Genomic DNA, 24,766 nt, shown 5'->3' on the forward strand with positions numbered 1-24,766 from the left:
GGAATTATTGCTCCCAACAAGCCCAAAGTATTTTTTCTGTAACTGCATAGTTTTCAGGCTTCTTCATTGCCATTCTACCCTTACTCTTAGCATCCGGACAAGCACCAGTTGCATTACCTCTGTATTCTACCTGACCAACCCACAATCCTTTGTTCGTGGCTGGATTCAAATCATCGCATTCACCGTATTGCTGACATTCTTCATTAAGAATCCCGTCTGGCACACACAGACCTGGTTTACAATAGACAATACCAGTAGGTTCTGTCACCTGTTGGTCTGTTAATTCCACGCCATTCTTGCTAATGGCAGTTAACCCTCTTTGGTGAGCTTGATAATAATACTCACGATACAGTCGTAATGAATGAGCTTCAGTAATATTAAAGGTTTTATCGTTTCCGTAACTATTAATCTGATCGCCCTCAACACCATCACAGCCAATTTTTTTTGCTACATCAAGACGAGCCCACATAATCGGTGCCCAATATTGCCAAGAATTTTCTTTAATATCCATCCAATACTCACCCTCAAAAGTACCGCCGGCTGAATCTTCTGATGTTCCACCAATAACATCTACATTTGCATATGATGCTGGCCCATTGTATGGAATACTCCCCCGGCTATTATTTCCTGAGCCCCACTTTCCAGGAAATAGCGAAGCATCTGGCTCATATGTCTCATAAGCCCCTATATCCATATAACAAATAACCTTTTTTCCAGATGACTTAAGAGCTGTAAATGCATCTGCATTCTTGCCTTTTGGCCAAGTTACTGTTCTTGTCTCTCCATTAGCCCAAGTTACCGTTTGGGTAGTATTGCCTGGGATTGCATCAGTAAGATCAATATCCCACATATCGAAGCGATTAAGATTAGCTGCATCTACGGTAATACCACCTTCAAGAACCCACTGCCAGCGGGTATTTTGAGCTGGTTTCCACCAAGAGCTTTGAGATGCTTGTCCAAATTTTATAGCTTTTCCGCCAGAAGCAGACGAATCTGCAATTACTAATTTACTGTCAGCCCCTTTTTCTGCTTCAATTTCAATCGAATATGTTCCAGCTTTAGCGACTAAAATGGCAATAAATCCAATTATGGCAATGAATAATATTACAAAAATCTTCTTATTTTCTATTAATTTTCTAAGGCTAATTTTAACTTTTTTCATAATCTCTATGACTAGCTTTATTACCGAAATTTATTTATCGTATAATAATATAGTATCACGCTCAAGCTAAAATAGTCACTACTATTGTTTTAGTGGTCAAATTGATGTAAAATTACTCGAGTAATTTGGGGCGTTAGCTCAGTTGGCTAGAGCACCTGCTTTGCAAGCAGGGGGTCCGGGGTTCGAGTCCCCGACGCTCCACCAAATTACTATTTATGATTTAGGGCGATTAGCTCAGCTGGTTAGAGCGCGTCACTGATAATGACGAGGTCGGAGGTTCAAGTCCCTCATCGCCCACCATTTAAAGAAGCCACCCTAGGGTGGTTTTTTAAATGGTCGGTGCTGTGGCTTGAATATTCGACACTTGAGGTCGGAGGGGAGAACTGCCTGTGGCAGTTTGGACGGCAATCTTCTCTTGAAAACTTGTTTTCAAAGATGAAGTTGTGGGGTCGCCAGAGGTGACCGAGTCCCTCATCGCCCACCATCAAATGGATTTTTTAAGAATTGTCGCTTTCACGAGCGATTTTTTTCTTTTGAATTTAGAAGTAGCCTGATCGGGTCACCTAGACTTACAGCCCAAAGCATTCCATTGACTGTGCCAAATGGGTTTTGCCAGTTTCAATTTTCTCACGCATAAAGTCGGTAGGTTCCCAAGAATAACGACGCAAACGCAGTGTCATTTTTGACACAACATAGCGCAAGCGCAGTAACTCAAACTTGTCATCAAAGTCGTTAGACTTTTGGACAACCGAAAAATAACCGTCCAAGAAACCTTTTAGACGCTCAGGTTCAAAAAAGGTACTCCAACAAGCAATGTCACTCTCTGGTATTCCGCCAACACACTCGTCCCAATCCAAAATACCCGTAATACCCTGCCCATCAGTCAATAAGTTCCAGTCAGCAAAATCATTGTGTACCAAAATCGCTTCGTTCGAGTCTAGTAAAGGATTGCTATCAAATAATTTTGCTATTGCTTCGGCTTGTTGCTCGGTCAATATGCCGTATTGCTTCAATACATCAATATTAAATGGCAAACCTGCGCGGACGGCTTCGCCAAAAGTCTGGTGTAAACCAACCAATTCGCCATTTTTGGCTTTTTCATTATCAAATGCACCAAAACCACTAACTTTTATTTGATGTAGTCGTGCCATCTCCTTGCCAATTTCTGGCAATAGTTTGGCCTCGTCGTCAGGATGTGTTTCCAACCATTTTTTAATTGCGTACCCAGGCAATTTATCTATCACTTGAAAAGCAAAATCATCTCCGCCTTCATAATCGTGAATAGCGAGCGTGTCATAACTAGGCGAACCTGCTTCTTTGGCTTTTCGTGCGGCGACCGCTTCGGCATGGAAGTAGCCGTTTTTGACACCTCTAGGGTGGCAACGGATCACTACTTCTTTGCCAGTCGCCAAGCGACCAACTCGCACAGAATTTACATTGCCCAGATTTGTTTGTGCATCTAGGTCTAGTGGTTCAATATCGGTCAAACCGTCACGCCCGAGCACTCCATTTACTTTATTGAGCAGTTCATCATCTGTAAAATATCGATGACGGTCTGCCCAGATATGTCCAGCCTGTTCAGGCTCAATAGCTCGGTCAGTCTGCCAGTAAAAGACATCGTGCCTGTCGGCAATTTGGGCGTTTATTTTATCCATATCAAGATTCATATTTACAACTCATTTCAAAGTAAACCCGCCGTCAACAGCAAGAATTTGCCCAGTTATAAAAGAAGCATCGTCTGATAGTAGAAAAGCAACAGCGGAAGCTATTTCTTCGGGCTTTCCCATGCGTTTAATGATAGAAAGGTCTGTTGTCCAGCTAGGGTCTTCGCCTGTGCTTTTGGTCAGGGGAGTATCGACCAAACCGGGGGCAACCGCATTGACACGAACAAGCGGCTCATTGTACTTGCGAGCAAACGATTTTGTAAGTGAGATAATACCCGCTTTGGTAGACGAGTAAATTACTCCGTAAGGCTCGCCAATTATGCCGTCAACTGATGTTAGCGCAACAATAGCACCGTCTTTAGATGTTTCTTTGATTAGCGCACCAAGTAGCTTTAAGGTGCTGAAAGTACCTTTCAGATTTACATCTATAGTGCGACTTATATTTTCGTCTGTAATGTCGTCAATTCCAGCGGGGAGTGGTAGTACCCCCGCATTTGCTACAAGCAAATCAAGATGACCAAACTCATCTTTTATATGTTGCCTCACTCGTTCCAGCTCAGCTTTATTGGAGATGTCGGCAGCAACGAAGCGGACTCTTGCTAAGTCATTAAATTGCTCCAAAACCGATTTATCTGATTCACTTGGCGAATTCAGAATTACGGTAGCACCGTCATTAAAAAGTCTGTGTGCTATCGCTAAGCCGATGCCTTGTGTTGAACCTGTTACTAACGCTACTTTATTTAGAAAACTCACATCCCAATTATAACACATTTCAACCCTGTTATAATTCACAAACATAATCATGAGAGCCATCTACAAAATAATCAACCTCAGAAAACCATCTATAACTAAAAGGAATTCGGCGAAAAAGGATCTAAAAGATACAAAAAAGACTTATTCAGAAAGGCTTGTGTTTTTTTAGTTATTCTACATATTGAATTTGTACAACGTTATAAAATCTACCAAATCCTCATAATAATCTGTCTGAATACCTTTAACTTTAAGAATACTTGATTTTAAAAAAGAGCCCTCTCGCAAATGGGCTCTTTTTAGTTATTTAAAAACTGGGTAGTGCAATTATCAACGCAAGATCTGGTTAGCACTGCGGATCGTCCTGCTTGCAGGAAAATACATTGTCAGTACTGATCACAATGTATCGATATCGACCTAGCTATCACGCTTCGCTAATGAAACAAACCTACGGTTTTTCTCATCACGCCGGCAAAATGGTTCACATTTTGTCGGGTTGCTCTTTCCCCTTTTAAAAGGAACAAAACGGATGCTAGAAACTCCCTAGAAAGGAGGTAATCCATCCCCACCTTCCGGTAGGGATACCTTGTTACGACTTAACCCCAATCATCACCCCTACCTTAGGGCTAGGCTAGCTAGCACGTCAGGTATTGACGACTTTCGTGGCTTGACGGGCGGTGTGTACAAGACCCGGGAACGTATTCACGGTAGTGTGCTGACCTACCGTTACTAGCGATTCCGACTTCAAGCAGGCGAGTTTCAGCCTGCTATCCGAACTGAGACCGGCTTTGATGGGATTTGCTCCCCCTCGCGGGTTGGCTGCCCTTTGTACCGGCCATTGTAGCGTGTTTGTAGCCCAGGACGTAAGGGAAATACTGACCTGACATCATCCCCTCCTTCCTCCCCGTTACCGGGGCAGTCTAGCTAGAAAAATCCAACTAACTATAAGGGTTGCGCTCGTTGATGGACTTAACCAAACATCTCACGACACGAGCTGACGACGGCCATGCATCACCTGTCACTGCGGCCCGAAGGCACAGTCTCCTTTCGGAGACCTTAGCAGGATGTCAAGCCCTGGTAAGGTTCTTCGCTTATCATCGAATTAAACAACACGCTCCACCGCTTGTGCGGGTCCCCGTCAATTCCTTTATGTTTTAGCCTTGCGGCCGTACTCCACAGGCGGGATGCTTAACGCGTTAGCTTCGCTACACAGAGGGTCGATACTCCGTACAGCTAGCATCCATCGTTTACGGCGTGGACTACCGGGGTATCTAATCCCGATCGCTACCCACGCTTTCGTGCCTGAGCGTCAGAAATGGACCAGTCGCCTGCCTACGCCATCGGTATTCCTCCTGATATCTACGGATTTCACCCCTACACCAGGAATTCTAGCGACCTCTTCCACTCTCTAGCTTAGCAGTTCAGGACATGGGTATGTGGTTGAGCCACACGATTTCACATCCTGCTTGCTATGCCGCCTACGCAACTCTTTACGCCCAGTAATTCCGGATAACGCTTGGATCCTCCGTATGACCGCGGCTGCTGGCACGGAGTTAGCCGATCCTTATTCATCTGCTACCGTCATAATCTTCACAGATAAAAGCAGTTTACAACCCGAAGGCCTTCATCCTGCACGCGGCGTTGCTCCATCAGACTTTCGTCCATTGTGGAAAATTCCCTACTGCTGCCTCCCGTAGGAGTCTGGGCCGTGTCTCAGTCCCAGTCTGGCTGATCATCCTCTCAGACCAGCTAAAGATCATCGCCTTGGTGAGCCATTACCTCACCAACAAGCTAATCTTACGCAGGCCGCTCCCAAAGCGCATAAAGCTTTAATCCGAAGATCACATGCGGTATTAGCTACCTTTTCAGGCAGTTATCCCTCACTTTGGGGTACATTCCTACGCGTTACTCAGCCGTCCGCCGCTCGTGTACTCTCACACTATATTCAACTATTTAAATACAGAGTGAGAGCCTTACCGCTCGACTTGCATGTATTAGGCACGCCGCCAGCGTTCATCCTGAGCCAGGATCAAACTCTCCAAAAAAATTTGAAGCAAATCACTGACTTAAAATGAACCTAAAATAAACGCTGACGGCGACGCCGTACTACGATTACCATGCCTTCGACATGAGGTTCATCCTGAGCCAGGATCAAACTCTCCAAAAAAATTCATAAATTAATATGAGAATTGACCTGATACTGTTTTATTAAAGTAAAACATTCAGTCAAAATGAACTGACGTTGATAATACAATCCACGAGATTAAAAATCTATGAATTATATCGTGTCCCCATAAGGGGACAAAAATTGCACTACTCAACTTTTAAAGTTCGTTTTTTAAAGACACTATAATACAAGAATCCTCAAAAGCTCGTATAATCTTATCCGTTAAATGAATCTATGTCAAGATAATATATACATATTTTGATGTGATTTAATCTACGTTATTATTTATGCAAGATCTATTTCTTTGATTAATCTTATTCGGACTGCTTATCATCTTCAGGCTTATCAACCAAAGCTAGCGAGGCGACAGTGTCACCGTCATTTAAGCGCATAATGCGCACGCCCTGTGTAGCGCGACCAAGTTGAGGAATATCCTTTAGGCCCAAGCGTATGGTCTGTCCTTGAATCGATATGATAATCACCTCTTTCTCTCCATTTGTTAGAGACTTAACCCCCATTAGATCACCGGTCTTGGTATTTACTACCGCCGAGCGAATCCCAACGCCACCTCTTGCGTGTGCAGTAAACTGATCAACTTTAGTACGCTTTCCATAACCCTGTTCGCTGATAACAAAAATACTACTTCCCTCTTCAACAATATCCATGCCAATAACCTGATCATTAGTTCTTAATCTAATTCCTCTGACTCCCCTGGCTGTTCTTCCCATTGGACGAACATCTTTTTCGTCAAATCTAATAGCCTGCCCTTTAGAAGTAGATATTAAAACTTCGTTGCTACCGTTGGTCATCTTAACCCACTTAAGTTCATCTCCGTCATCCAGATTGATAGCAATAAGTCCGGTACTTCTGACATTCTTGTATTGCTCGAAAGGAGTCTTCTTAACAACACCCTTGATTGTACACATAAATAAATTACCAACATTATTTGTTTTCGAAATATTTATTACTGAGCTAACTTTTTCTTCGGGCTGAAGTTGTAACAGATTTACAATTGCTACGCCTTTAGCAGTAAGGCTAGCAGAAGGAACTTCATATGTTTTTATTCTAAACACTCTACCCTTATTTGTGAAGAATAGTAAGTAATCGTGTGTTGAGGCATTAACAACGTGTTCAATCACATCTTCTTCTCGTGTTGTCATGCCGCGCCGACCTTTACCGCCACGCCCTTGCCTCTTGTATTCACCTACTTGGCTTCGTTTGATATAGTTCGCTGATGTTAGGGTTACTACAACTTGTTCATCAGGAACAAGATCTTCGTCACTCATTTTTCCTAATTCTTGGGGTACAATTTTTGTTCGTCTTACATCACCAAATTGTTTTTTGATTTCTTTAAGTTCGTCCTTAATAATCTTCAGGATTCTCTTTTCATCTGCCAAAATAGCCTCAAGTTCAGCAATTAATTTCAATAGTTCCGCTAACTCATCTTCGATTTTCTTTCTTTCCAAACCTGCTAATGTTCGAAGTTGCATAGCTAATATCGCCTTAGCTTGAATCTCGCTAAGATTAAATTTTGCCATTAGATTTATTTGGGCTTCATCGGTAGTTTGACTAGCACGAATAATAGCTATGACTTCGTCTATATTATCAAGTGCGATTTTAAGTCCTTCTAATATGTGGGCGCGTTCTTTAGCCTTCTTTAGTTCAATCTCGGTTCTTCTACGAACAACTGATTGACGATGTTTGATATATTCACTCAATATATCTTGCAATCCCAAAACTCTTGGCTGTATTCCATCAATCAGGGCCAACATATTATAATGAAAACTACTCTGCAAAGGTGTAAGCTTATAAAGCTGATTCAAGATCTTCTTAGGATAAGCATCTTTCTTGAGATCGATAACGAAATTCTGACCGTTCCTCTAGCGCTTTCATCACGAAGATCAGCAATACCAACTATCTTCTTCTCTTTAACCAGATCAGCAATCTTTTCTATTAAACTTGCCTTATTTGAAGGCGTATGGTATTTCAGAAATGACGATAGAATGCCTACCCTTCTTATTTTCGACAATATCAGCGAGCAGCACGTATAACAATTCCACCTCTTCCAGAAGAATATGCTGACCTGATGGATTCTTTTCCAAAACTATACCACCTGGGAAAGTCTGGACCCTTGACATAATTCCAACAGATCATCTGTTGTGGATTCTGGGTGATCAATCAAGTGCGTAGTTGCATCAACTAATTCGCCAAGATTATGGGGTGGAATATTTGTTGCCATACCAACTGCAATACCCATCTGACCATTAAGTAATAGGTTTGGTAACTTTGCCGGCAAAACTGTAGGCTCTTTTCTTGTTCCATCGTAGTTATCCCGAAAATCAACGGTTTCCTTTTCAATATCATCAAGCAAAGCTTCTGCAGACTTAGCCATCTTAGCCTCTGTATATCTATGAGCGGCTGGCGGATCACCATCCATAGAGCCAAAGTTACCCTGACCTTGTACTAATTCATATCGCATTGACCAATCTTGAGCCATACGTACCATAGAATCATAAATCGCACCGTCGCCATGTGGGTGATACTTACCCATAACTTCACCGACAATTTGAGCGCTCTTTACGGTCTTGCCACCCGAACGAATACCCATTCTGTCCATTACGTAAAGAATACGCCTATGTACCGGTTTCAAGCCATCTCTAACATCAGGTAATGCCCTGGCAATGATCACGCTCATTGAGTACCTTAAGTAACTGTCTTCCATTACATTCTCAACAGTACGATTTTCTATCATACGTGAATGATTCTGTTCTTGCACAACAGCTATTTCTTCTTGATTATCTATATCTTTATTCATAATTTATATATCCAATTCCTCTGTATTTGCAAATTTAGCGCGTGTTTGAATAAAGTTCTTGCGCAATTCTACCTCTGTTCCCATTAATTTACTGAATATAGCGTCTGCTTTCTCAGCATCTTCAACTTTTACTTGAATTAAAACTCGGTTCTCTGGATTCATAGTAGTATCCCAAAGCTGATCAGCATCCATTTCACCCAAACCTTTATATCTACTTACCTCAGCACCAGCTTGTTTAGAAATATCCTCTCCAAGTCTTACTTCTGTACCTTTGGCTTTCTTGGCTTCAATCAACATATTCAATAAATCATCGCGCTCCGAATCAGAGTAAGCGTAGTTCTTCTTTTTTCCAGACTTAACCAAAAATAACGGCGGTTTCGCAAGATACAAATGACCGCCATCAATAACTGGTTTCATAAATCTAAAGAAAAATGTCATCAACAATGTACTGATATGACTACCGTCAACATCGGCATCGGTCATAATAATAATTCGATGATATCGTAACCTTTCGATATCTAATTGTTCACCAATACCTACCCCAATTGCTGTGATAAGGCTCTTGATTTCATTATTAGCAAACATTTTATCTAACCTGGCTCGTTCAACATTTAAAACCTTACCTCTTAAAGGCAGGATTGCTTGAGTTTTGCTATCTCGACCAGATTTTGCAGAACCACCAGCAGAGTCACCCTCAACTATATATAGCTCTGAATTGCTTGGGTCCTTGCTGGAACAATCTGCTAACTTACCCGGTAACGAAGTACTGTCAAGTGCACCTTTTCTAATAACGTTCTCTCGTGCAGCCCGGGCTGCTGCTCTTGCTCTGGCAGATAATATTGCTTTATTTACAACTTTTTTAGCGATAGCTGGATGCTCTTCAAGATAATAAGATAGGTATTCTGTCATCACCTGCTCAACATATCCTCGTATCTCAGGGTTGCCTAACTTATTCTTAGTTTGACCTTCAAATTGTGGATCTGGAAGTTTAACCAAGATAACTGCCGTTAACCCTTCACGACAGTCTTCGCCACTAAGGTTCTCTTCTTTTTCTTTCAATAAACTGTTCTTTCGAGCGTAATCATTTATAACTCTAGTTAATGCCGACCTAAAGCCCGTTAAGTGTGTTCCACCATCTGGTGTAAGAACATTATTAGCAAATGGTTTAATGGATTCACTATATGCATCTGTATACTGCATGGCAATTTCAACCTGACAATCCTCAACATCCTTCTCCACATAAAAAACGTCTTCATCAACAACATCTTTGCCAAAATTCAAATGCTTAACATAAGACTGTATTCCACCCTCGAAATAAAATGCAAACCGTTCGCCAGTACGTTGATCATATACTGATGTCTTTAGACCCTTCGTTAAATAAGATTGATGCCTAAGATAATCGACCACCCATTCATAATCGATTTCGACAGTTTCTTTAAAAATAGTTGGATCTGGATAGAACGTAATAGTTGTGCCGGTACTATCAATCTTAGAGCCTTTCTTAATATCGTATAACGGAACACCTTTTTCATATTCCTGGGTATATACATACCCATCTTTGTATACCTCGGCTTTTAGTCTAGTAGAAAGGGCGTTAACCACACTACTACCTACACCATGAAGGCCACTTGACACTTTATAGCCACCGCCACCAAACTTTCCACCTGCATGAAGGACAGTCAAGACAGTTTCAAGAGCGCTCTTCCCTGTTTTTTCCATCTTATCTACTGGTATTCCGCGTCCATTATCACGAACGCTTACACCGCCATCTTCGTGCAAGGTAATGAATACCTCTGTGGCAAAACCAGCAATCGCTTCGTCGACACAATTGTCGGCAATCTCTTTTATTAGATGATGCAGCCCATCCTTACCTGTCCCCCCAATATACATTCCTGGGCGCTTACGAACCGGCTCAAGCCCCTCTAATACCTGAATAGCTTCTGAATCATATTGTTTTTGTTTACTCACCCTGAACAACCCTTTGCATTAAAATATACATCTATAAATCATCCCTCATCTTTTTGATACTCTATATTGTATCTGAAAATGTGGTGTTAGACAAATAATAACCTTGTAAGCATTAGTGCTTATGTGTTTAAATAAGTCTGGTTATTAAATAAATACAAAATAAAATGTTCAAAAAACTCCTTTCAAACTTGCCATTTAATCCAAGCTTAATCACAGAAGTATCCTTTTATGCAAAAAGATTAAATAGAGAGTCCAGTATACGTAGGATTGGATTTGTATTTGTCGCGTTGACGCTAGTAGTTCAGGTTTTTGCTGTCATATCCCCCGCAGAAGCCAGTAATCAGTGTAGTAGTAATGACATTATACGGTGTGGATTTAAATCAAAATCTGAGGCAGTACAAAGGTGTAACAATAACACTCAAGGATTTCGAACAATCGTTGAACACTACGGAATAAATTGCACTACTCTGGCGAACTCTGGGGTTCAAACTATAAATTCTCGCGCCTATAATAATCAGCTTTATTCAATGGGTCGTAACCCTTATCAAAAACCCGGAGAATACCCAGTCAACATACAAGGAGCCGGAACATTTTACTTGAGACCACTATCGAGTTGGGGCAATACATCATATAAGATGCTCGTAACGAAAACCCCAGATGGTATGCCATTCATGGTTATGTATGATTGTGGAAATATCGTTATACAAAATGGCTATAAACCACCCGCACCTAAACCTGAACCTCCAGCTGTATTAAAAGTTGCTAAAGTGAATGAACCTACCGGCAGCGTAAAGCCTGGCGATACAATTAAGTACACAATTGCCTTCTCTAACACTGGAGGCACAGCGGCATTCTTCTCAGTAAATGATAGATTAGATCCTGAGCTTGAGTATGTTAGCTCACAATATAATGGGTGGATATTTACCAATAACGGCCAAAGCCTTAAATGGTCAAATAATACACCTCCATTCTATACTTTCGGAAATACCGATGTATTTGGTACACCTGGATTCATAACAATCACCGCCAAAGTAAGAGAAGGTACACCATCGGGTAAAAGTGTATGTAATACGGCCTGGCTAGAAGATGTAGATATTCCAACCAAACAAGTAAGAAAAACAAACGAATCAACAGTATGTAATAAAATTATTGTTGATTGCCCACCAAATACGATAGCTCAACCCAATGGCGATTGCAAAACTCCTCCACCTGTTAAAACAGAGGATAAAAAACCAATACTAGCAATTGAAAAGAAAGCTAAAAACGTAACAAAGAACATTGATGATGCAAACGGCACAACCGCATCTGCTGGTGATATTATCGAATACTCACTAACGACTAAAAATTATGGTGATGGCGAGTCAAAAGACACTATTCTTAAGCAAGAAGAATTGGCTGATGTGTTGGAATATGCAGATCTAGACTTCAACTCGCTTGACGGCGCTGTTTTTGATCAAGACACTCAAACCTTAGCATGGAATAAGCCTATATCTATTAAGCCGGACCAATCAGTTACTAAGACTTTTAGGGTGAAAATAAAAAACCCTGTACCACAAACCCCTACACCGTCAGGAAATCCAGGATCATTTGACTTATTGCTTACAAACGTCTACGGAAACACCATACAGATCAAACTCCCGGGTGGTGTACCAAAACAAACCGAAAAAGTCATTACCCAGACACTACCTAATACTGGACCGGGCGAGGCACTAATTATTGGCGGGATATTGACTACTTTCGTAGGTTACTTCTTTACCCGAACACGACTTATGGCTAAAGAATTAGAATTAGTAAAACAAGAATACTCTTCAGGAGGCCAGTAGTATACTATGAGTGAAAAATTACATAACCAATCACAAGAACATATTAAGTCTCACGAGGCTCATAGCAGTGACCATGAAAAAAAACACCTAAAAGATTTGCACGAGAAAGCAAAGAACGCTCATGAAATATCTCAAGATTCTATTGACGCCATAAAAGACAGTATCGATAGAACGGCCCTAAAAAGTGAAGATTACCAGTTAGCAGAAAAGGAAACAAAACAACCACACTCAGTAACAATAACTAAACATATTAAGCATGATGCCTATAAAAAAGTTCTTAGAAAAACTCAAAAACAACTAAGCACCACTGACAGGGCTTTCAGTAAAATTATTCATCGTCCAGCTATCGAAAAAGCTAGTGATATCGGCTCAAAAACTGTAGCAAGACCTAGTGGCATATTATTTGGAGGAGTTGGAGCATTTATTGGTAGTTTAGTTGTCTTCATTATCAGTAAACGAAGTGGATTCACCTACAACTATATACTTTTTGTGCTGATTTTCATCTGCGGATACATGATGGGTTTATTGATAGAATTGGTCTACAGATTGCTGACTATCAAAAAGAATAATTAACCCTGCTTGTTTGAGATATTGCCATCATTATCGATAGTTATCTCGTCATTTCCCAGTTTACTTAAGTCGATCTCTCCTGTTCCCTTGTCGACATCTTTAGCGTCCTCTTCGCCCTGAGTATTTGAAATACCTGGATTTGTTGTCAACCTAGATTTATCCTCGATACCTACTTCATCCTTTCTTGGTTGAATAGGTGTAAATACCTGACCTGCACTAGTTGGTGGTTTGGATAATAATGAATCCTGTTGAGGTTGAGGTTGAGGTTGAGGTTGAGGTTGAGGTTGAGGTTGAGGTTGAGGTTGAGGTTGAGGTTGAGGTTGAGGTTGAGGTTGAGGTTGAGGTTGAGGTTGAGGTTGAGGTTGAGGTTGAGGTTGAGGTTGAGGTTGAGGTTGAGGTTGAGGTTGAGGTTGAGGTGCGACCTTCTTCTTGGCCAACCATTCATCAAGGAATGACTTCGGTTGTACTGCTTTAGGAGCTGTAGCTTGCTGAGGTGATGCCATCTGATTATTCGAACCAAATTGACCACCTACCCCAGATGCTGGCCTTGATCTAGGTATGCTAGATGACGATCCGAACGCTGTTTTGGGAGGTTCCTTGGTGGATAATCGTGCAAAGATCTCCTCTTCTACTTTTGCTTTTGGACGCCCGTATTTAGCCGCTGACAACTGTTTTAAGGCGCTTGATAGCTTTTCATTAGGTTTTCCTAGTGTTGGCAGTGTAGCCATACTAAACGGTTGTGTAGGTACTCCGCTGATCAATGTTCTAACAATGGTATTGAAATTTGGGACACGTAGCAAATCATCACCATCAAATAATGGCTGAAAGTATCTAGACAGCGTATCTACGTCATTCTGACCAATCCTAAACGAAACAATTGTACCAATATTACCAAAAACTGCTTCTCGAATCTCATCTGTTAATTGGGTTGTAAACTGGTTGGCAACAACCAAATTAAGGTGATACTTTCGCGCCTCTGACATAATTGTAGCAAATGAGTCTGTTGAGAAGTTCTGAAACTCATCTACATACAAACAAAAATCTTGTCGTTGATCTTCAAGAATATTAGCTCTACTCATAGCTGCTGCCTGAAATTTCATAACAAAAATCATACCTAACAACCTAGAGTTTAATTCACCTGTCTTTCCTTTACTGAGATTAACTAATAGAATCTTTTTGTTGTCCATAATATCCCGTAAATCAAACGAGCTTTTAGTCTGACCAATGATATTTCGCATCATTTCATTACTTAAGAACGCTCCGAACTTGCTGACAACCCAAGCAATGACTTCGCCTGAATCATTTGATCTCTGTGAATTAGGCCATTCTTTGGTCCAAAAATCGATAACATTTTGATCTTCAACATACTGAAGTTTCTCCTTCATGAATGGAGGGTCAATTAACAATTTAGGAATATCTACAAAAGTACCACCTTTAGGGTCAGACATAAGTAGTAGCGCCGCATTGGTATATATCCTCTCAAAGCGTGGCCCAACAATACCTTGTCGTTGTGGGTCATACAACTTATATAGCATATTCAATGTCTCTTGAACTAGGAAATCCTTCTGTTCAGGAGTATAGAATTCAAATAGATTTAGGCCCATAGGGTACTCCATATCTGATGGACAAAAATACATAATGTCTTCGGTCCTCTCCTTTGGAACCATTGACAGTAACTTCTCTGCTGTATCGCCATGAGGATCAACAAAAGCAAAGCCATCACCATTTAACATGTCTTGTAATGCTAGATTTTCGAGAAATGTTGATTTACCAGTACCTGTTTGTCCAACAACATACATATGTCTTTGTCGGTCACTCAAACTTAACCTAATCGGCTTTTTGGCGCCCCTAAACAAGTTGTATCCTAGCAATAAGCCATCATCAGGCATATTCCTTGGCGCATCAACCTGCTTCGATGCTTGTCTCTCTAGCTGTGAAGTTGGGATGTTTTTTTGATCTGGGAAGTGAAAGATACCAGCAAGCTCTACTGAGTTTAAAATATTCTTAGTCATTGATGGAGGAAAAAATCTGAGTATGTACGATGTTACAAAACTATCAATATCTTTTGCTTGCGTAAATTTAAATCCATTCCTGCCTGGTGCATCATACAATGAGAATGATGCTACGACATGATTCAAGATTGTCTGTGACTTCTGCGAGACATTAGATGATGCTACGATACGAATAAGAGTTTCATATCCAGGATGCCTAGTCTTATCATCAATGGCATCAAGTACAGACTGCTCCATGTTTGATAGATCAGGTTTGTCAGATCCACTATCTTTATTACCTTTATCTTCTGGTGGCTTCCATAAGGCAACAAATATTTGCTTAATCCACCAAAAAGCTTCTTCTTTTGGCTTGTTGCCTCCCTTACCCTTTCTTTTTGAGCTGGCAATTTCAGATGCTTGTTTACGCCAATTTGGGTTTGCTGGCCTCATTAATATCTGTATTCCTACGCCATCTTCATTATCCAATTCAGCTAAAGCATTTAGTAATGACTGAATGGGGTCTCTTTTTATATCTTGATAGGTTGCTATCGGATAAGCAAATGACTCTTTAAGCGTTAATTCACCTCCAGTTGTAGCAGCAATTTTTCCAACCGGGCTAAATATATTATGTTCCTCCACCTCTTCTAATCGCGCTGTAGGATACGAGCTAATTACAGCCTGCTTAACTACATCAACTAAAGCAACCGGAACAGCGGCATAAAAATTAACGAAACCCTTAACCCCAATAATTTCGAAAGCAAAGTGTCTCTGTCCATAGAATTTTGATTTCAACCCCTTTTTCATGGTACTTGCAATAATTCCGTACATAATCTGAGCTTTTGATATATTCTCATCAATAACTTCTCGATCATCACGCCCACCCGAATCTTTGTCGTCGCTGGATGGAGGAAGATGGATTAGTAACGGGACCATTTTGAGTCCACGCTCATAATTCTTTTGTTCACGCAATAAATTTCGCGAATGAACAAAGACAATAGGAACCACAATAACGACAATGGCAACCAATACCGCTATAATAAACAAAAAACCACTCATTATTCACTCTTTGATAAATCTTTATTATATCTCTTCTTGATATAATCAGTCTTTATTTCACTTATTGCTTTATTCTGAAGGTATGGATTATCTTTGGTCTTGTTGACAATCTCCTTAGCCTTTTCTACCCACTCCTTTTCAATAAGATCAACATCGTCAGCTATCATTGGAGAATTAGTTGTCGAACTTACTGAAGAACTTGAAGCCACGCCAGTCTGATTTTCCAGACTTGCTGTATTTGAGCGATCATTCAGGGTTATTGATTTGTCATCACTATCTGTAGCTTGTGTTGTAATTGCCGGCATAGCTGTCGTAGGGGCTTTTCTATCTTCATTATTAACAACACCACCAGAATTACTGGATTCTGGTTTTACGTCTGGAAGCTCTAGGTTATTTGGGGTTTGTGTTCCATCCTGATTCATTAAAACAATTATACCAATAACTTATTGTTTACTCTAGATAAAATATACAAAAGCCAGACATCCTCTATTTATCTGATGACGTTTTAGATGTGTACCAAAGAATTATTATCGTAATTAACACACACAAGATGATGTCTCGAATTGTTAATTGTGTGATAGATTGAATTAATAGTAAAACAACAGGCATAACGCTTGTGGTTAAAGATATTATTCGCTTCTTTGACTTAGACAAGGTAAAAAATGCTTCCAAGAACATATCAATAGTCAAAAAAAACGCCATAAAAATCAGTAAAAACGGTGCTAATACGACAATTAATGGCAACCTTTCGGGATTTGTAAACAGTAAGAGAACCACGATTAAGGAATATAGCAATACAACTACAGTAAGTTTTTTTCGAGATTTATTCACATAACAATTATACAAGTAAAAACGTAAACAACTAAAAAGCTGGACGACAAATCCGCTCTATTTTTATGACTTATTTAGCGCTTGCCGTCCTTAGCTATGACTGACCGCTCATGTTTGTGATAAACAAACAGTGAGCGCCGACACACATGTTTTGTTTTTACTCCACTGTCTTTAATGCTACACCATTTTGTAGTAATAGTCAATACTTTTCGTTGTAAATATGATTTTTTTATCTTAGAATATTGATTTGATATTCATATTTGTTGTTATATATATGTTGTGAATATAATTACGTTTGCTATAAATATTCTCTATTTTTTAATCAAATATTTTGTTCATAAGAAAATATTCATAGATCTAATAGCTTTTCATGATCATGTATTCAGAGTTAAGCTCAATACTTCAGCAAAACATATCTCAAAGCCTATATAGACATAACCATTGTTTCAATAAGCAATAACGTACTTGGTAATGTTCTTGTTACACAGTGTTCACTAAAGTACTTAACGTAGAGTCATATTCGAAACCACAACATTCTATCTCAAAAAAAGATGAATATATATAATTCTAAGCATGTCTCAAGTTTCACTAAAAAAATTACTCTGCAAAGAATTAAGCCAGAGTAACACTACTTGGCTAAAATCACTTATTAGACTTCATAATTGATTACCTCACTAAAACAACAAACTAATAACATTACTTAAAACATGAACAACAAAACTACTAGTCCAGTATATATAATACCCCGATTAACTTTATGCAGAATATATAGATTGTTGCAATAACTAAACATAAACTTATATCATGAGAATCTTATAGGCACAGATTTGAAAACACACAAGGAATGCGGGATTCACGTTGACTATGAGGTCTTTATGTTTACCGTAATTTACTCAATTTTCACAGACTTATATGCTTTTATCTAATTGATGTGATACTTATTCAAGAGCCTTGTATGATTTTTATAATACTCCATAGATTACTGAATCTAGTACTATAAGGCTAGTAGCTCGTTAGTCATAAAAAACATACTATACGCAAATTACATATCGCTCTCCATGAGTTAACCCCCAGCATTAAATCGCCACATAAGAATTTTGTTGAAGTAACTATACAATCTCACAAATTCGTCCAAAAATTTATCATTAATAAACATTTAAACTGCCCATATTGCAACAAACAACAGGTTTTTTAGTAATGATCTGTATACTCAAAAAAAAGTTATACACAGCTTTGTTCAATTTAAAGCATATTCTTGTTGACATGTATTTTAGTAATTTATAAGATGTATTTAGCACTTGAATAAAAAAAGTGCTCAAAAACAAAAACGACTCAACAACAACGGCTTCTCGCAAGCCGTTGTTCCAATAAGAATAATAAACACTCAAAACCTTAACAAACACAACCTTCCAATAACTAACAACCCATCAAAAAGTTTTTGATGGGTTGTTGCTTTTGTTTAACTCAAACTCAGTATGTACAATCAGAATATTATTATGAAAAATGTCATCCACAGTGTTTTAGATCTTGGGTATGATGGAATACTTTTAGATATCGAGTGCCAGCTTTCGAACGGACTTCCAAACATAGTTATTGTTGGGCACGTAGGTAGGCCCATAGACGAATCAAAAGAACGCATACGCAGTGCATTCGCCAACAATTCAATCCACCTACCCAGAAAACGAATCACGATCAATATAGCACCTGCTGATACTCCGAAAGTAGAAACTAGCCTAGATTTAGCAATTGTTGCTTCAATAATGACTGCAAGCAAGCTAGTTAATGCACCACAAAACCCCTCTGTATTTATGGGCGAAATTGGTCTTGATGGTTCGGTTAGACCAATTAGAGGTATTATTGGAAAAATCTTAATTGCTAAAAAATCTAAAAATATTTTAGATTATTATATCCCCAGAGAAAACCTAAGACAGGCCGAGTTGCTGGAAGGAATCAATATCTACCCTATCTCTTCTATTAAGGAACTTTACCTCCATTTATCTGGTCATAAATTGATACAAAAACACAAGGGTATGCCTAGCCTCTCACAAACACACCCAAAACAAAATGATTCTTATTCTTATACTTTTGAATATATTGCTGGACAAAAAGTTGCGAAAAGAGGTTTAGAAATTTCTGCGGCTGGAGGTCACAACATACTACTAAATGGGCCTCCCGGAACTGGCAAAAGTATGCTTGCGAAAGCTATGATTAGCATTCTTCCGAATCTAACTATAGATGAGTCACTTGAAGTAACTCATCTGCACAGCCTAATAAGCCACGACTTTGACGACATAGTTACAAGCAGACCATTTAGATCCCCTCACCACACTGCAAGTAATACAGCAATAATTGGCGGAGGAAACTATCCAATGCCAGGAGAGATTAGTCTTAGCCATAAAGGAGTTCTGTTCTTTGATGAGTTGCCTGAATTCAAGCGATCATCACTAGAGGCGCTCCGCCAACCTCTTGAGGATAATATGATTACCGTAACTCGCACCAAAGGAACTGCTACTTACCCAGCAAACTTTATTTTGGTTGCGACCTCCAACCCTTGCCCATGTGGGTACTATAATACACACCAGGAATGCCATTGTAGCCCTCAACAGATAGCTAAATACCAACAAAAAATGTCTGGACCAATACTGGACAGAATAGACATATTTTCAAATGTAGACAATATAGAGCACAAAAGTTTACTCGCTGGCAAAAGCACAGAAGAATCGAGTGCAGTAATTGCTAAAAGAGTTGCCGACGCAAGACTAATTCAAAAAGTACGCTTTGCGAAAACCAAGACAAATAGCGAAATGAATAATCAGGATATCAAAGATACTGCTTGTCTGTCGCCAAGCGCCAAATCTCTTCTCGATAGTGCTTCAAAAAAGCTTCATATTTCACCGAGAAGTTACATGAGAACAATAAAGGTAGCGAGGACCATTGCCGACCTAGATCAATCAAAGAGCATTGAACCAATGCATATTGCCGAATCATTACAATTCAGACCAAAGTTATCCCATCAACTCTAAGCAAAAGCTTGACCCCTGTTTTAATATCTGTTAAAATTCTCCAGAGTATTAATTTATTAAAAGGAGTTGAGTATTAGCAAAGAAACCCGCCTGAACGAGTCGATTCGGGCACCACAGCTTCGAGTCATAACCGAGGACGGAAGACAGCTGGGTATCATGAGTCGAGTTGAGGCTCTGAACGTTGCAAGAAATGAAGGACTTGACCTAGTTGAGTTGTCTCCAAATGCAAACCCTCCCGTAGCGAAGATAATTGATTGGGGTAAATACAACTACCAAAAGACCAAACAATTACAAAAAAATAAGCGCAACGCCAAAGCATTGGATGTTAAACAAATCAGATTGGGGCTTAAGATAGGACAGCACGACTTAGAGGTTAAACTTAAGAAAGTATTTACATTTCTTTCAGAAGGACATAAAGTAAAGTTTGCGATCTTCTATAGGGGGCGCGAACTAGCGCATAAAGATCTCGGCTTCAAACTTGCAGAAAAAATCATCGAAGCACTTGGTGAACAAGCAATAATTGACCAAAAGCCTCAATTCAGCGGAAAACAACTAATATTCACAATAAGGAGTAATACAAATGCCAAAGTTAAAGACGCATAGCGGTACAAAAGATCGTTTTAAAGTAACAAAGAGTGGCAAGGTTATGCATGGACATTCATTCAAAGGACATAACCTTTCAAAGAAAGGTGCTGCTCGTAAACGTAACTTCGCCGTGCCACAAACAGCATCAGGCAAGTCAGTTAAATCAATTAAGAGAAACTTAGGAGTGTAGATATTATGCGCGTAAAAAGAGGAACCGCATCCAGGCAAAAACATAACAAGATTCGTAAATCGACTCGTGGCATGACTCATGGCAATAGAGTAAGTATTAAGAGAGGTAAACAAGCGATAGTACGATCCTTGCAAAATGCCACCCGTGACCGCAAAAACAGAAAACGAACTTTTAGGCAGCTTTGGAATACTCGAATTAATGCAGGAGCACGCTTAAACGGTACGACTTATAGTAAGCTCATAGCAAACCTAAAAACTGCTAATATCAGCCTTGACCGCAAGATACTGGCAGAGCTTGCCGTTAATGAACCTGTGGCCTTTAGCGAAGTTGCAAAGATAGTATCAAAAAACGGCAAGTAATCTTCAGACAATTAGGGGTTGGGTTAAACTTACAAAATCACACTTAATAAGTGTGATTTTGTATGCCAGCCTATCTATAAGCCGGGTTCTGTTATTACTAGTCATCTATCTAGTCTACAAATTGCTTTGCAGATCAAGCGGGTTTCACGCGCATATCTAGCAGGATACTAATGTACAAAACGCACAATATGATACGCTACCTTGCAACAGACAGGGTTTACCTTTTGGTTATGTCGCCATAATCAACTGTAGGCTCTTACCCTACTCTTTTCAACTTTACCTCGTATCCATTACTGGTATTCTACTCAATATATAACCGATATCAGCAAAGGATACGAGGCCGTCTTGTTTCTGTGGCACTTTCCCTAGAGTTACCTCTGGTTGCTGTTAGCAACTGCCCTTCCTTATGTTGCCCGGACTTTCCTCTCTGTACTTATGACCATCAAGCTAATTCCATCATTAATAGCCTTAAGTACAGAGCGACTAGTCGATAACCTGGCAGTGATGATTATACCAGATTTTGATTAGCATCTAGTATTCGATTTACTTCTGCATCTGCCAATTTATTATATTCTCGAGGTACGTGGGTAAAATCAACACTACGGAATTTATAGGTAAGCTCTTTAACAGCTCTATAAACCCCAAGAAGATCTTTGTTTTTTACTTTAAAGATACCTTTCATTTGGTTTATAACTAGCATACTATCCATATAAACATGAACAATTTCAGCCCCTAATTGATGAGCTCTCTCCAACCCCAATCGCAGAGAATGATATTCTGCTTGATTGTTGGTAGTTATATTTAAAAACTCTCCGTTTGTTTCAATCACATGATTGTTCATATCGATTATCACGTATCCACTAGCTGAAGGACCTGGATTACCTCTAGAGCCACCATCCCCAAAAAGCTGTATTTCGACATATTTCGTTGTAGCATTGTCATCATTAGATTTTGCATTAATCTGCACATTTCTTGGCGTGAAGTCGAATTCAATTACCTTTACATGAGTATCCTCGTTTACGATATCACCGTAAAATAATGCCATTTGTTCATATAGCTCGGAAGTAGAGCCAAATTTTTCAAAATTTCCTTGTTCAAGATCCAGGTCGCCAATCCTTTGCAATGATACCTTATTAACACTGGCTACTCCTATATCAATCCATGTCTCTGGTTGATCTTCTCGTACTTTATCAATTACAACTATTTTGTCATCGACAGTTATACTTTTATCGTCATCTATTCTTAGTGTAGCTGTCTGAATTCCATTTTTAATATTATCCGCTTCAATATGATTAAACTTTAGGCTTTTCATTATTATCTATTCTACCTTAGAATACCATCTATGCATATCAACGATTTTACTTATACATTGCCTAACAAACAAATAGCGATCCATCCACCATTAATACGTGGTAATAGTAAATTACTTATTCTAAATAAGAATGATGGAAGTATTGAGCACAGCGAATATAGCAACTTTGATCAATGCATCAATCCAGGAGATGTTATAGTCGTAAATGATACTAGGGTGATTAAAGCAAGAATTATAGCAAAATGTGGTGCTAAGACGAGAGAATTTGTATTACTTGAGAGGCACTCTAATGCTATTGATGTACACAAATGGAAAGCACTACACAAAGGAAAAGTACACGAAGGCGAAATATATCAACTTGGTGATAGTTATATAAAAATAGAACAAGTTCACGACAATGGAATTGCAGACATTAGTTGCGACGATGACATTATTACAATTTGTAGTAACTATGGCAACGTTCCTCTGCCGCCATACATGCATAGGTCATCCAACAAACAAGATATTGAAAGATATCAAACAGAGTTTGCAAAGACAGATGGGTCCGTTGCCGCACCAACTGCATCACTAAACTTAACAAATCACCTTATTAGAAGAATAACATCCAAAGGTGGTGTTGTTGCTTTTATAACGTTACATGTTGGTTTGGGTACCTTTTTGCCTATCAGAACAGAGGTAATAGAACAGCATGAAATGCATAGTGAGTACTTTGAAGTCCCTTCTAAAACAATTAAATCGATTAATGAAGCAAAAACCCGTAACAACCGAATTTTTGCTGTTGGCACAACTGTAACTAGAACATTAGAATACTTGTATAAAACGGAGACGCCGAAAGAAAAAGATTATTCTGGAGAAGCAGATATCTTTATATACCCTGGGTACAAATTTGGGGTTGTAGATGCAATGATTACCAATTTTCATGCACCTAAATCAACGGTTCTGATGATGGCCTCAGCCTTTGCAGGATGGAATAATCTAATGCACGCTTATGAAGTAGCGCTAGCAAACGACTACAAATTTTTAAGTTATGGAGACTCGATGTTAATCATCTGACAACTATATAATGCCCAGTCTATAACTCTGTTATTTTGATGTAACTTATGCTCTTTGTCTTCTAGTTGCGTGTTTGGCTAAAACCACTGCTAAACGACCCAGGGTATATATACCCTGGCCAGAAATGACAGAAACATATTCGCCAGTTTTTGGGTCAAATATTTTGGGAACTTTTCCCTCACGCTTTCCGTATCTAGTTGTACCGAAAAACGGCGTTGCAACTTCGTTGGCATTTTTTTGTAAAGTACGCGATAGCCCAGAAAGTTTTGTTGCATCAACAATCTCTCTTACATAGGATTCTGTGCTTTTGTCCTCATCTTTATAGATTCTTAGAGAGTTGCCAGATTTTATTGACAAAAAATGATTTTTGCCAACAATTGGACCTACTGATATCTGACCACCCGGTTTTGTGACCATGACCATAGCCTCTGCTACTCGTTCAGCAGGTTCAACATTGTCCAATGATAGGTGTGGCATTAACCAATAAGAAAAAACGATATTAAAACTCTCTGCCCCGAATACCTCATCTAGTCTAGTAGCATCTCCAAAAATACACTCTACATTATCTGGCGCACCCTGTTCTGCCTCTTTTAGAATATCTGGATCTTGATAGCTAAAATCGAAATTAACCCAACTTATATCAGGCCGTAATTTTGCGACTTCCTTGCCAAAAGGTGAAGCACCTGCACCGACATCAAGTACTCTTGCGCCCTCTGGGAGCTCTTCTGCAAGCTGGGCGATACTATCATATCCATGCTTACGAGCCAGCAATTCTGCAGACCTATCGGTAGTAATTGCTTTTTCATATATGTTGCTATTTTTATTATCAATCATTATTTTATAATTAAGTTTTACAGTAGTTAAGCTTATGGCATAGTATAGCTCAACCAGACTCTTTATGCAACCAGATGAACCAATAAATATACAGACCCCTACACTGTTTCTCCCTCCCCCAAGAATATTTGGTCGGCACACCGTGCCGCCAAAGAAAAAACGGCGCATTTGCGCCGCAATTCTGAAATGAGTCCATTTTTGGTCAGGGTAAGAGGACTTGAACCTGCGACCTCACGGTCACCTCCGGCGACCCCGAAACTTCTGCCTTGACAGCATAGCTGTCAGGTGAAGATTTCCTTGCAAACTGCCACTGGCAGTTCTCACCCCAGCCGTAAAAGGGGTCCCTATGAAAATTTATAAATGGTCAGGGTAAGAGGACTTGAACCTCCGATCTCCGGACCCCCAGCCCGGCGCTTTAGCCAACTAAGCTATACCCTGTTATCCATTTATAAATCTTCATGGGATGAATGCGTGCTAGCCAACTGCGCCACACCCTGATAAGACAAAAGTCAAGCTATCACCCTTGATTAATCTGATTTATCTAGGTGGGTCTTCGCACACATAAACCACGATTTATATGATATAAAAATCCCTATCAGATGGTGTTAGATAA

15 protein-coding genes, 3 tRNA genes, 1 rRNA gene, 1 other RNA gene and 1 pseudogene are annotated in these 24,766 nt (G+C 39.6%); 9 read left to right on the forward strand and 12 right to left on the reverse strand.

Features of this window, described 5'->3' with window-relative positions; genetic code table 11:
* Positions 1–4: 4 nt before the first annotated feature.
* On the reverse strand, positions 5–1,162 hold the full coding sequence (locus H6793_00895) for an endo alpha-1,4 polygalactosaminidase (GenBank protein USN95711.1): 1,158 nt from the start codon (positions 1,160–1,162) through the stop codon (positions 5–7).
* A 127-nt stretch (positions 1,163–1,289) separates the two neighbouring features.
* Between H6793_00895 and H6793_00900 the strand changes: the two genes are divergently transcribed.
* A tRNA-Ala gene (locus H6793_00900) sits at positions 1,290–1,366 on the forward strand.
* A 19-nt stretch (positions 1,367–1,385) separates the two neighbouring features.
* Positions 1,386–1,462 (forward strand) — tRNA-Ile (locus H6793_00905).
* Between the two features lie 269 nt (positions 1,463–1,731).
* On the opposite strand, the gene H6793_00910 is transcribed toward H6793_00905, so the two are convergent.
* From H6793_00910 to gyrB, 5 genes and pseudogenes are all read right to left on the reverse strand, one after another.
* Complete coding sequence (locus H6793_00910) at positions 1,732–2,817, reverse strand: aminoglycoside phosphotransferase family protein (GenBank protein USN95712.1); 1,086 nt, start codon at positions 2,815–2,817, stop codon at positions 1,732–1,734.
* 21 nt (positions 2,818–2,838) lie between these two features.
* Positions 2,839–3,579 carry an SDR family oxidoreductase gene (locus H6793_00915; GenBank protein ID USN95713.1) on the reverse strand — a complete coding sequence of 247 codons (741 nt, stop codon included), beginning with the start codon at positions 3,577–3,579 and terminating at the stop codon, positions 2,839–2,841.
* A gap of 541 nt (positions 3,580–4,120) precedes the next feature.
* A 16S ribosomal RNA gene (locus tag H6793_00920) occupies positions 4,121–5,621 on the reverse strand.
* A gap of 436 nt (positions 5,622–6,057) precedes the next feature.
* Positions 6,058–8,495, reverse strand: a pseudogene (gene gyrA, locus H6793_00925) (DNA gyrase subunit A).
* Between the two features lie 66 nt (positions 8,496–8,561).
* Positions 8,562–10,526, reverse strand: coding sequence for a DNA topoisomerase (ATP-hydrolyzing) subunit B (gene gyrB / locus H6793_00930; GenBank protein ID USN95714.1), 1,965 nt, complete (start codon positions 10,524–10,526; stop codon positions 8,562–8,564).
* Between the two features lie 164 nt (positions 10,527–10,690).
* Here gyrB and H6793_00935 point away from each other — a divergent pair, with 164 nt between their 5' ends.
* Together H6793_00935 and H6793_00940 are read left to right on the forward strand one after the other, a co-directional pair.
* Positions 10,691–12,349 (forward strand): isopeptide-forming domain-containing fimbrial protein, encoded by a 1,659-nt coding sequence (locus tag H6793_00935; GenBank protein USN95715.1) that lies wholly within the window; start codon positions 10,691–10,693, stop codon positions 12,347–12,349.
* Positions 12,350–12,355: 6 nt separating this feature from the next.
* Positions 12,356–12,922 carry a hypothetical protein gene (locus H6793_00940; GenBank protein USN95716.1) on the forward strand — a complete coding sequence of 189 codons (567 nt, stop codon included), beginning with the start codon at positions 12,356–12,358 and terminating at the stop codon, positions 12,920–12,922.
* On the opposite strand, the gene H6793_00945 is transcribed toward H6793_00940, so the two are convergent.
* Positions 12,919–15,966 carry a type IV secretory system conjugative DNA transfer family protein gene (locus H6793_00945; protein ID USN95717.1) on the reverse strand — a complete coding sequence of 1,016 codons (3,048 nt, stop codon included), beginning with the start codon at positions 15,964–15,966 and terminating at the stop codon, positions 12,919–12,921. The genes H6793_00940 and H6793_00945 overlap by 4 nt on opposite strands.
* Positions 15,966–16,388 (reverse strand): hypothetical protein, encoded by a 423-nt coding sequence (locus H6793_00950; protein ID USN95718.1) that lies wholly within the window; start codon positions 16,386–16,388, stop codon positions 15,966–15,968. Before H6793_00950 ends, H6793_00945 begins: the two co-directional genes overlap by 1 nt.
* Before the next feature lie 1,905 nt (positions 16,389–18,293).
* Here H6793_00950 and H6793_00955 point away from each other — a divergent pair.
* From H6793_00955 to rplT, 4 genes are all read left to right on the forward strand, one after another.
* A complete protein-coding gene (locus H6793_00955; GenBank protein ID USN95719.1) occupies positions 18,294–19,820 on the forward strand; it encodes a YifB family Mg chelatase-like AAA ATPase in 1,527 nt (508 codons plus the stop codon).
* Positions 19,821–19,886: 66 nt separating this feature from the next.
* Positions 19,887–20,423: a translation initiation factor IF-3 gene (locus H6793_00960; protein ID USN95720.1), complete on the forward strand. Its 537-nt coding sequence runs from the start codon at positions 19,887–19,889 to the stop codon at positions 20,421–20,423.
* Positions 20,401–20,595 (forward strand): 50S ribosomal protein L35, encoded by a 195-nt coding sequence (rpmI, locus tag H6793_00965; protein ID USN95721.1) that lies wholly within the window; start codon positions 20,401–20,403, stop codon positions 20,593–20,595. The genes H6793_00960 and rpmI overlap by 23 nt, the downstream gene beginning before the upstream one ends.
* Positions 20,596–20,600: 5 nt before the next feature.
* A complete protein-coding gene (rplT, locus tag H6793_00970; GenBank protein USN95722.1) occupies positions 20,601–20,954 on the forward strand; it encodes a 50S ribosomal protein L20 in 354 nt (117 codons plus the stop codon).
* Positions 20,955–21,015: 61 nt separating this feature from the next.
* Here rplT and rnpB read toward each other — a convergent pair.
* Together rnpB and H6793_00980 are read right to left on the reverse strand one after the other, a co-directional pair.
* Positions 21,016–21,453: RNase P RNA component class A (gene rnpB / locus H6793_00975), an RNA gene on the reverse strand.
* 9 nt (positions 21,454–21,462) lie between these two features.
* A complete protein-coding gene (locus H6793_00980; GenBank protein USN95723.1) occupies positions 21,463–22,266 on the reverse strand; it encodes a reverse transcriptase-like protein in 804 nt (267 codons plus the stop codon).
* 30 nt (positions 22,267–22,296) lie between these two features.
* On the opposite strand from H6793_00980, the gene queA reads away from it, so the two are divergent.
* Positions 22,297–23,319: a tRNA preQ1(34) S-adenosylmethionine ribosyltransferase-isomerase QueA gene (gene queA / locus H6793_00985; GenBank protein ID USN95724.1), complete on the forward strand. Its 1,023-nt coding sequence runs from the start codon at positions 22,297–22,299 to the stop codon at positions 23,317–23,319.
* 45 nt (positions 23,320–23,364) lie between these two features.
* Here the strand turns inward: queA and H6793_00990 are convergent, their stop codons facing one another.
* Positions 23,365–24,153: a class I SAM-dependent methyltransferase gene (locus H6793_00990; GenBank protein ID USN95725.1), complete on the reverse strand. Its 789-nt coding sequence runs from the start codon at positions 24,151–24,153 to the stop codon at positions 23,365–23,367.
* Positions 24,154–24,514: 361 nt separating this feature from the next.
* A tRNA-Pro gene (locus H6793_00995) sits at positions 24,515–24,591 on the reverse strand.
* Positions 24,592–24,766: the final 175 nt, after the last annotated feature.

Source organism: Candidatus Nomurabacteria bacterium, assembly GCA_023898625.1.
Taxonomy (GTDB): Bacteria; Patescibacteriota; Saccharimonadia; order Saccharimonadales; family JAGQNJ01; genus HK-STAS-PATE-36.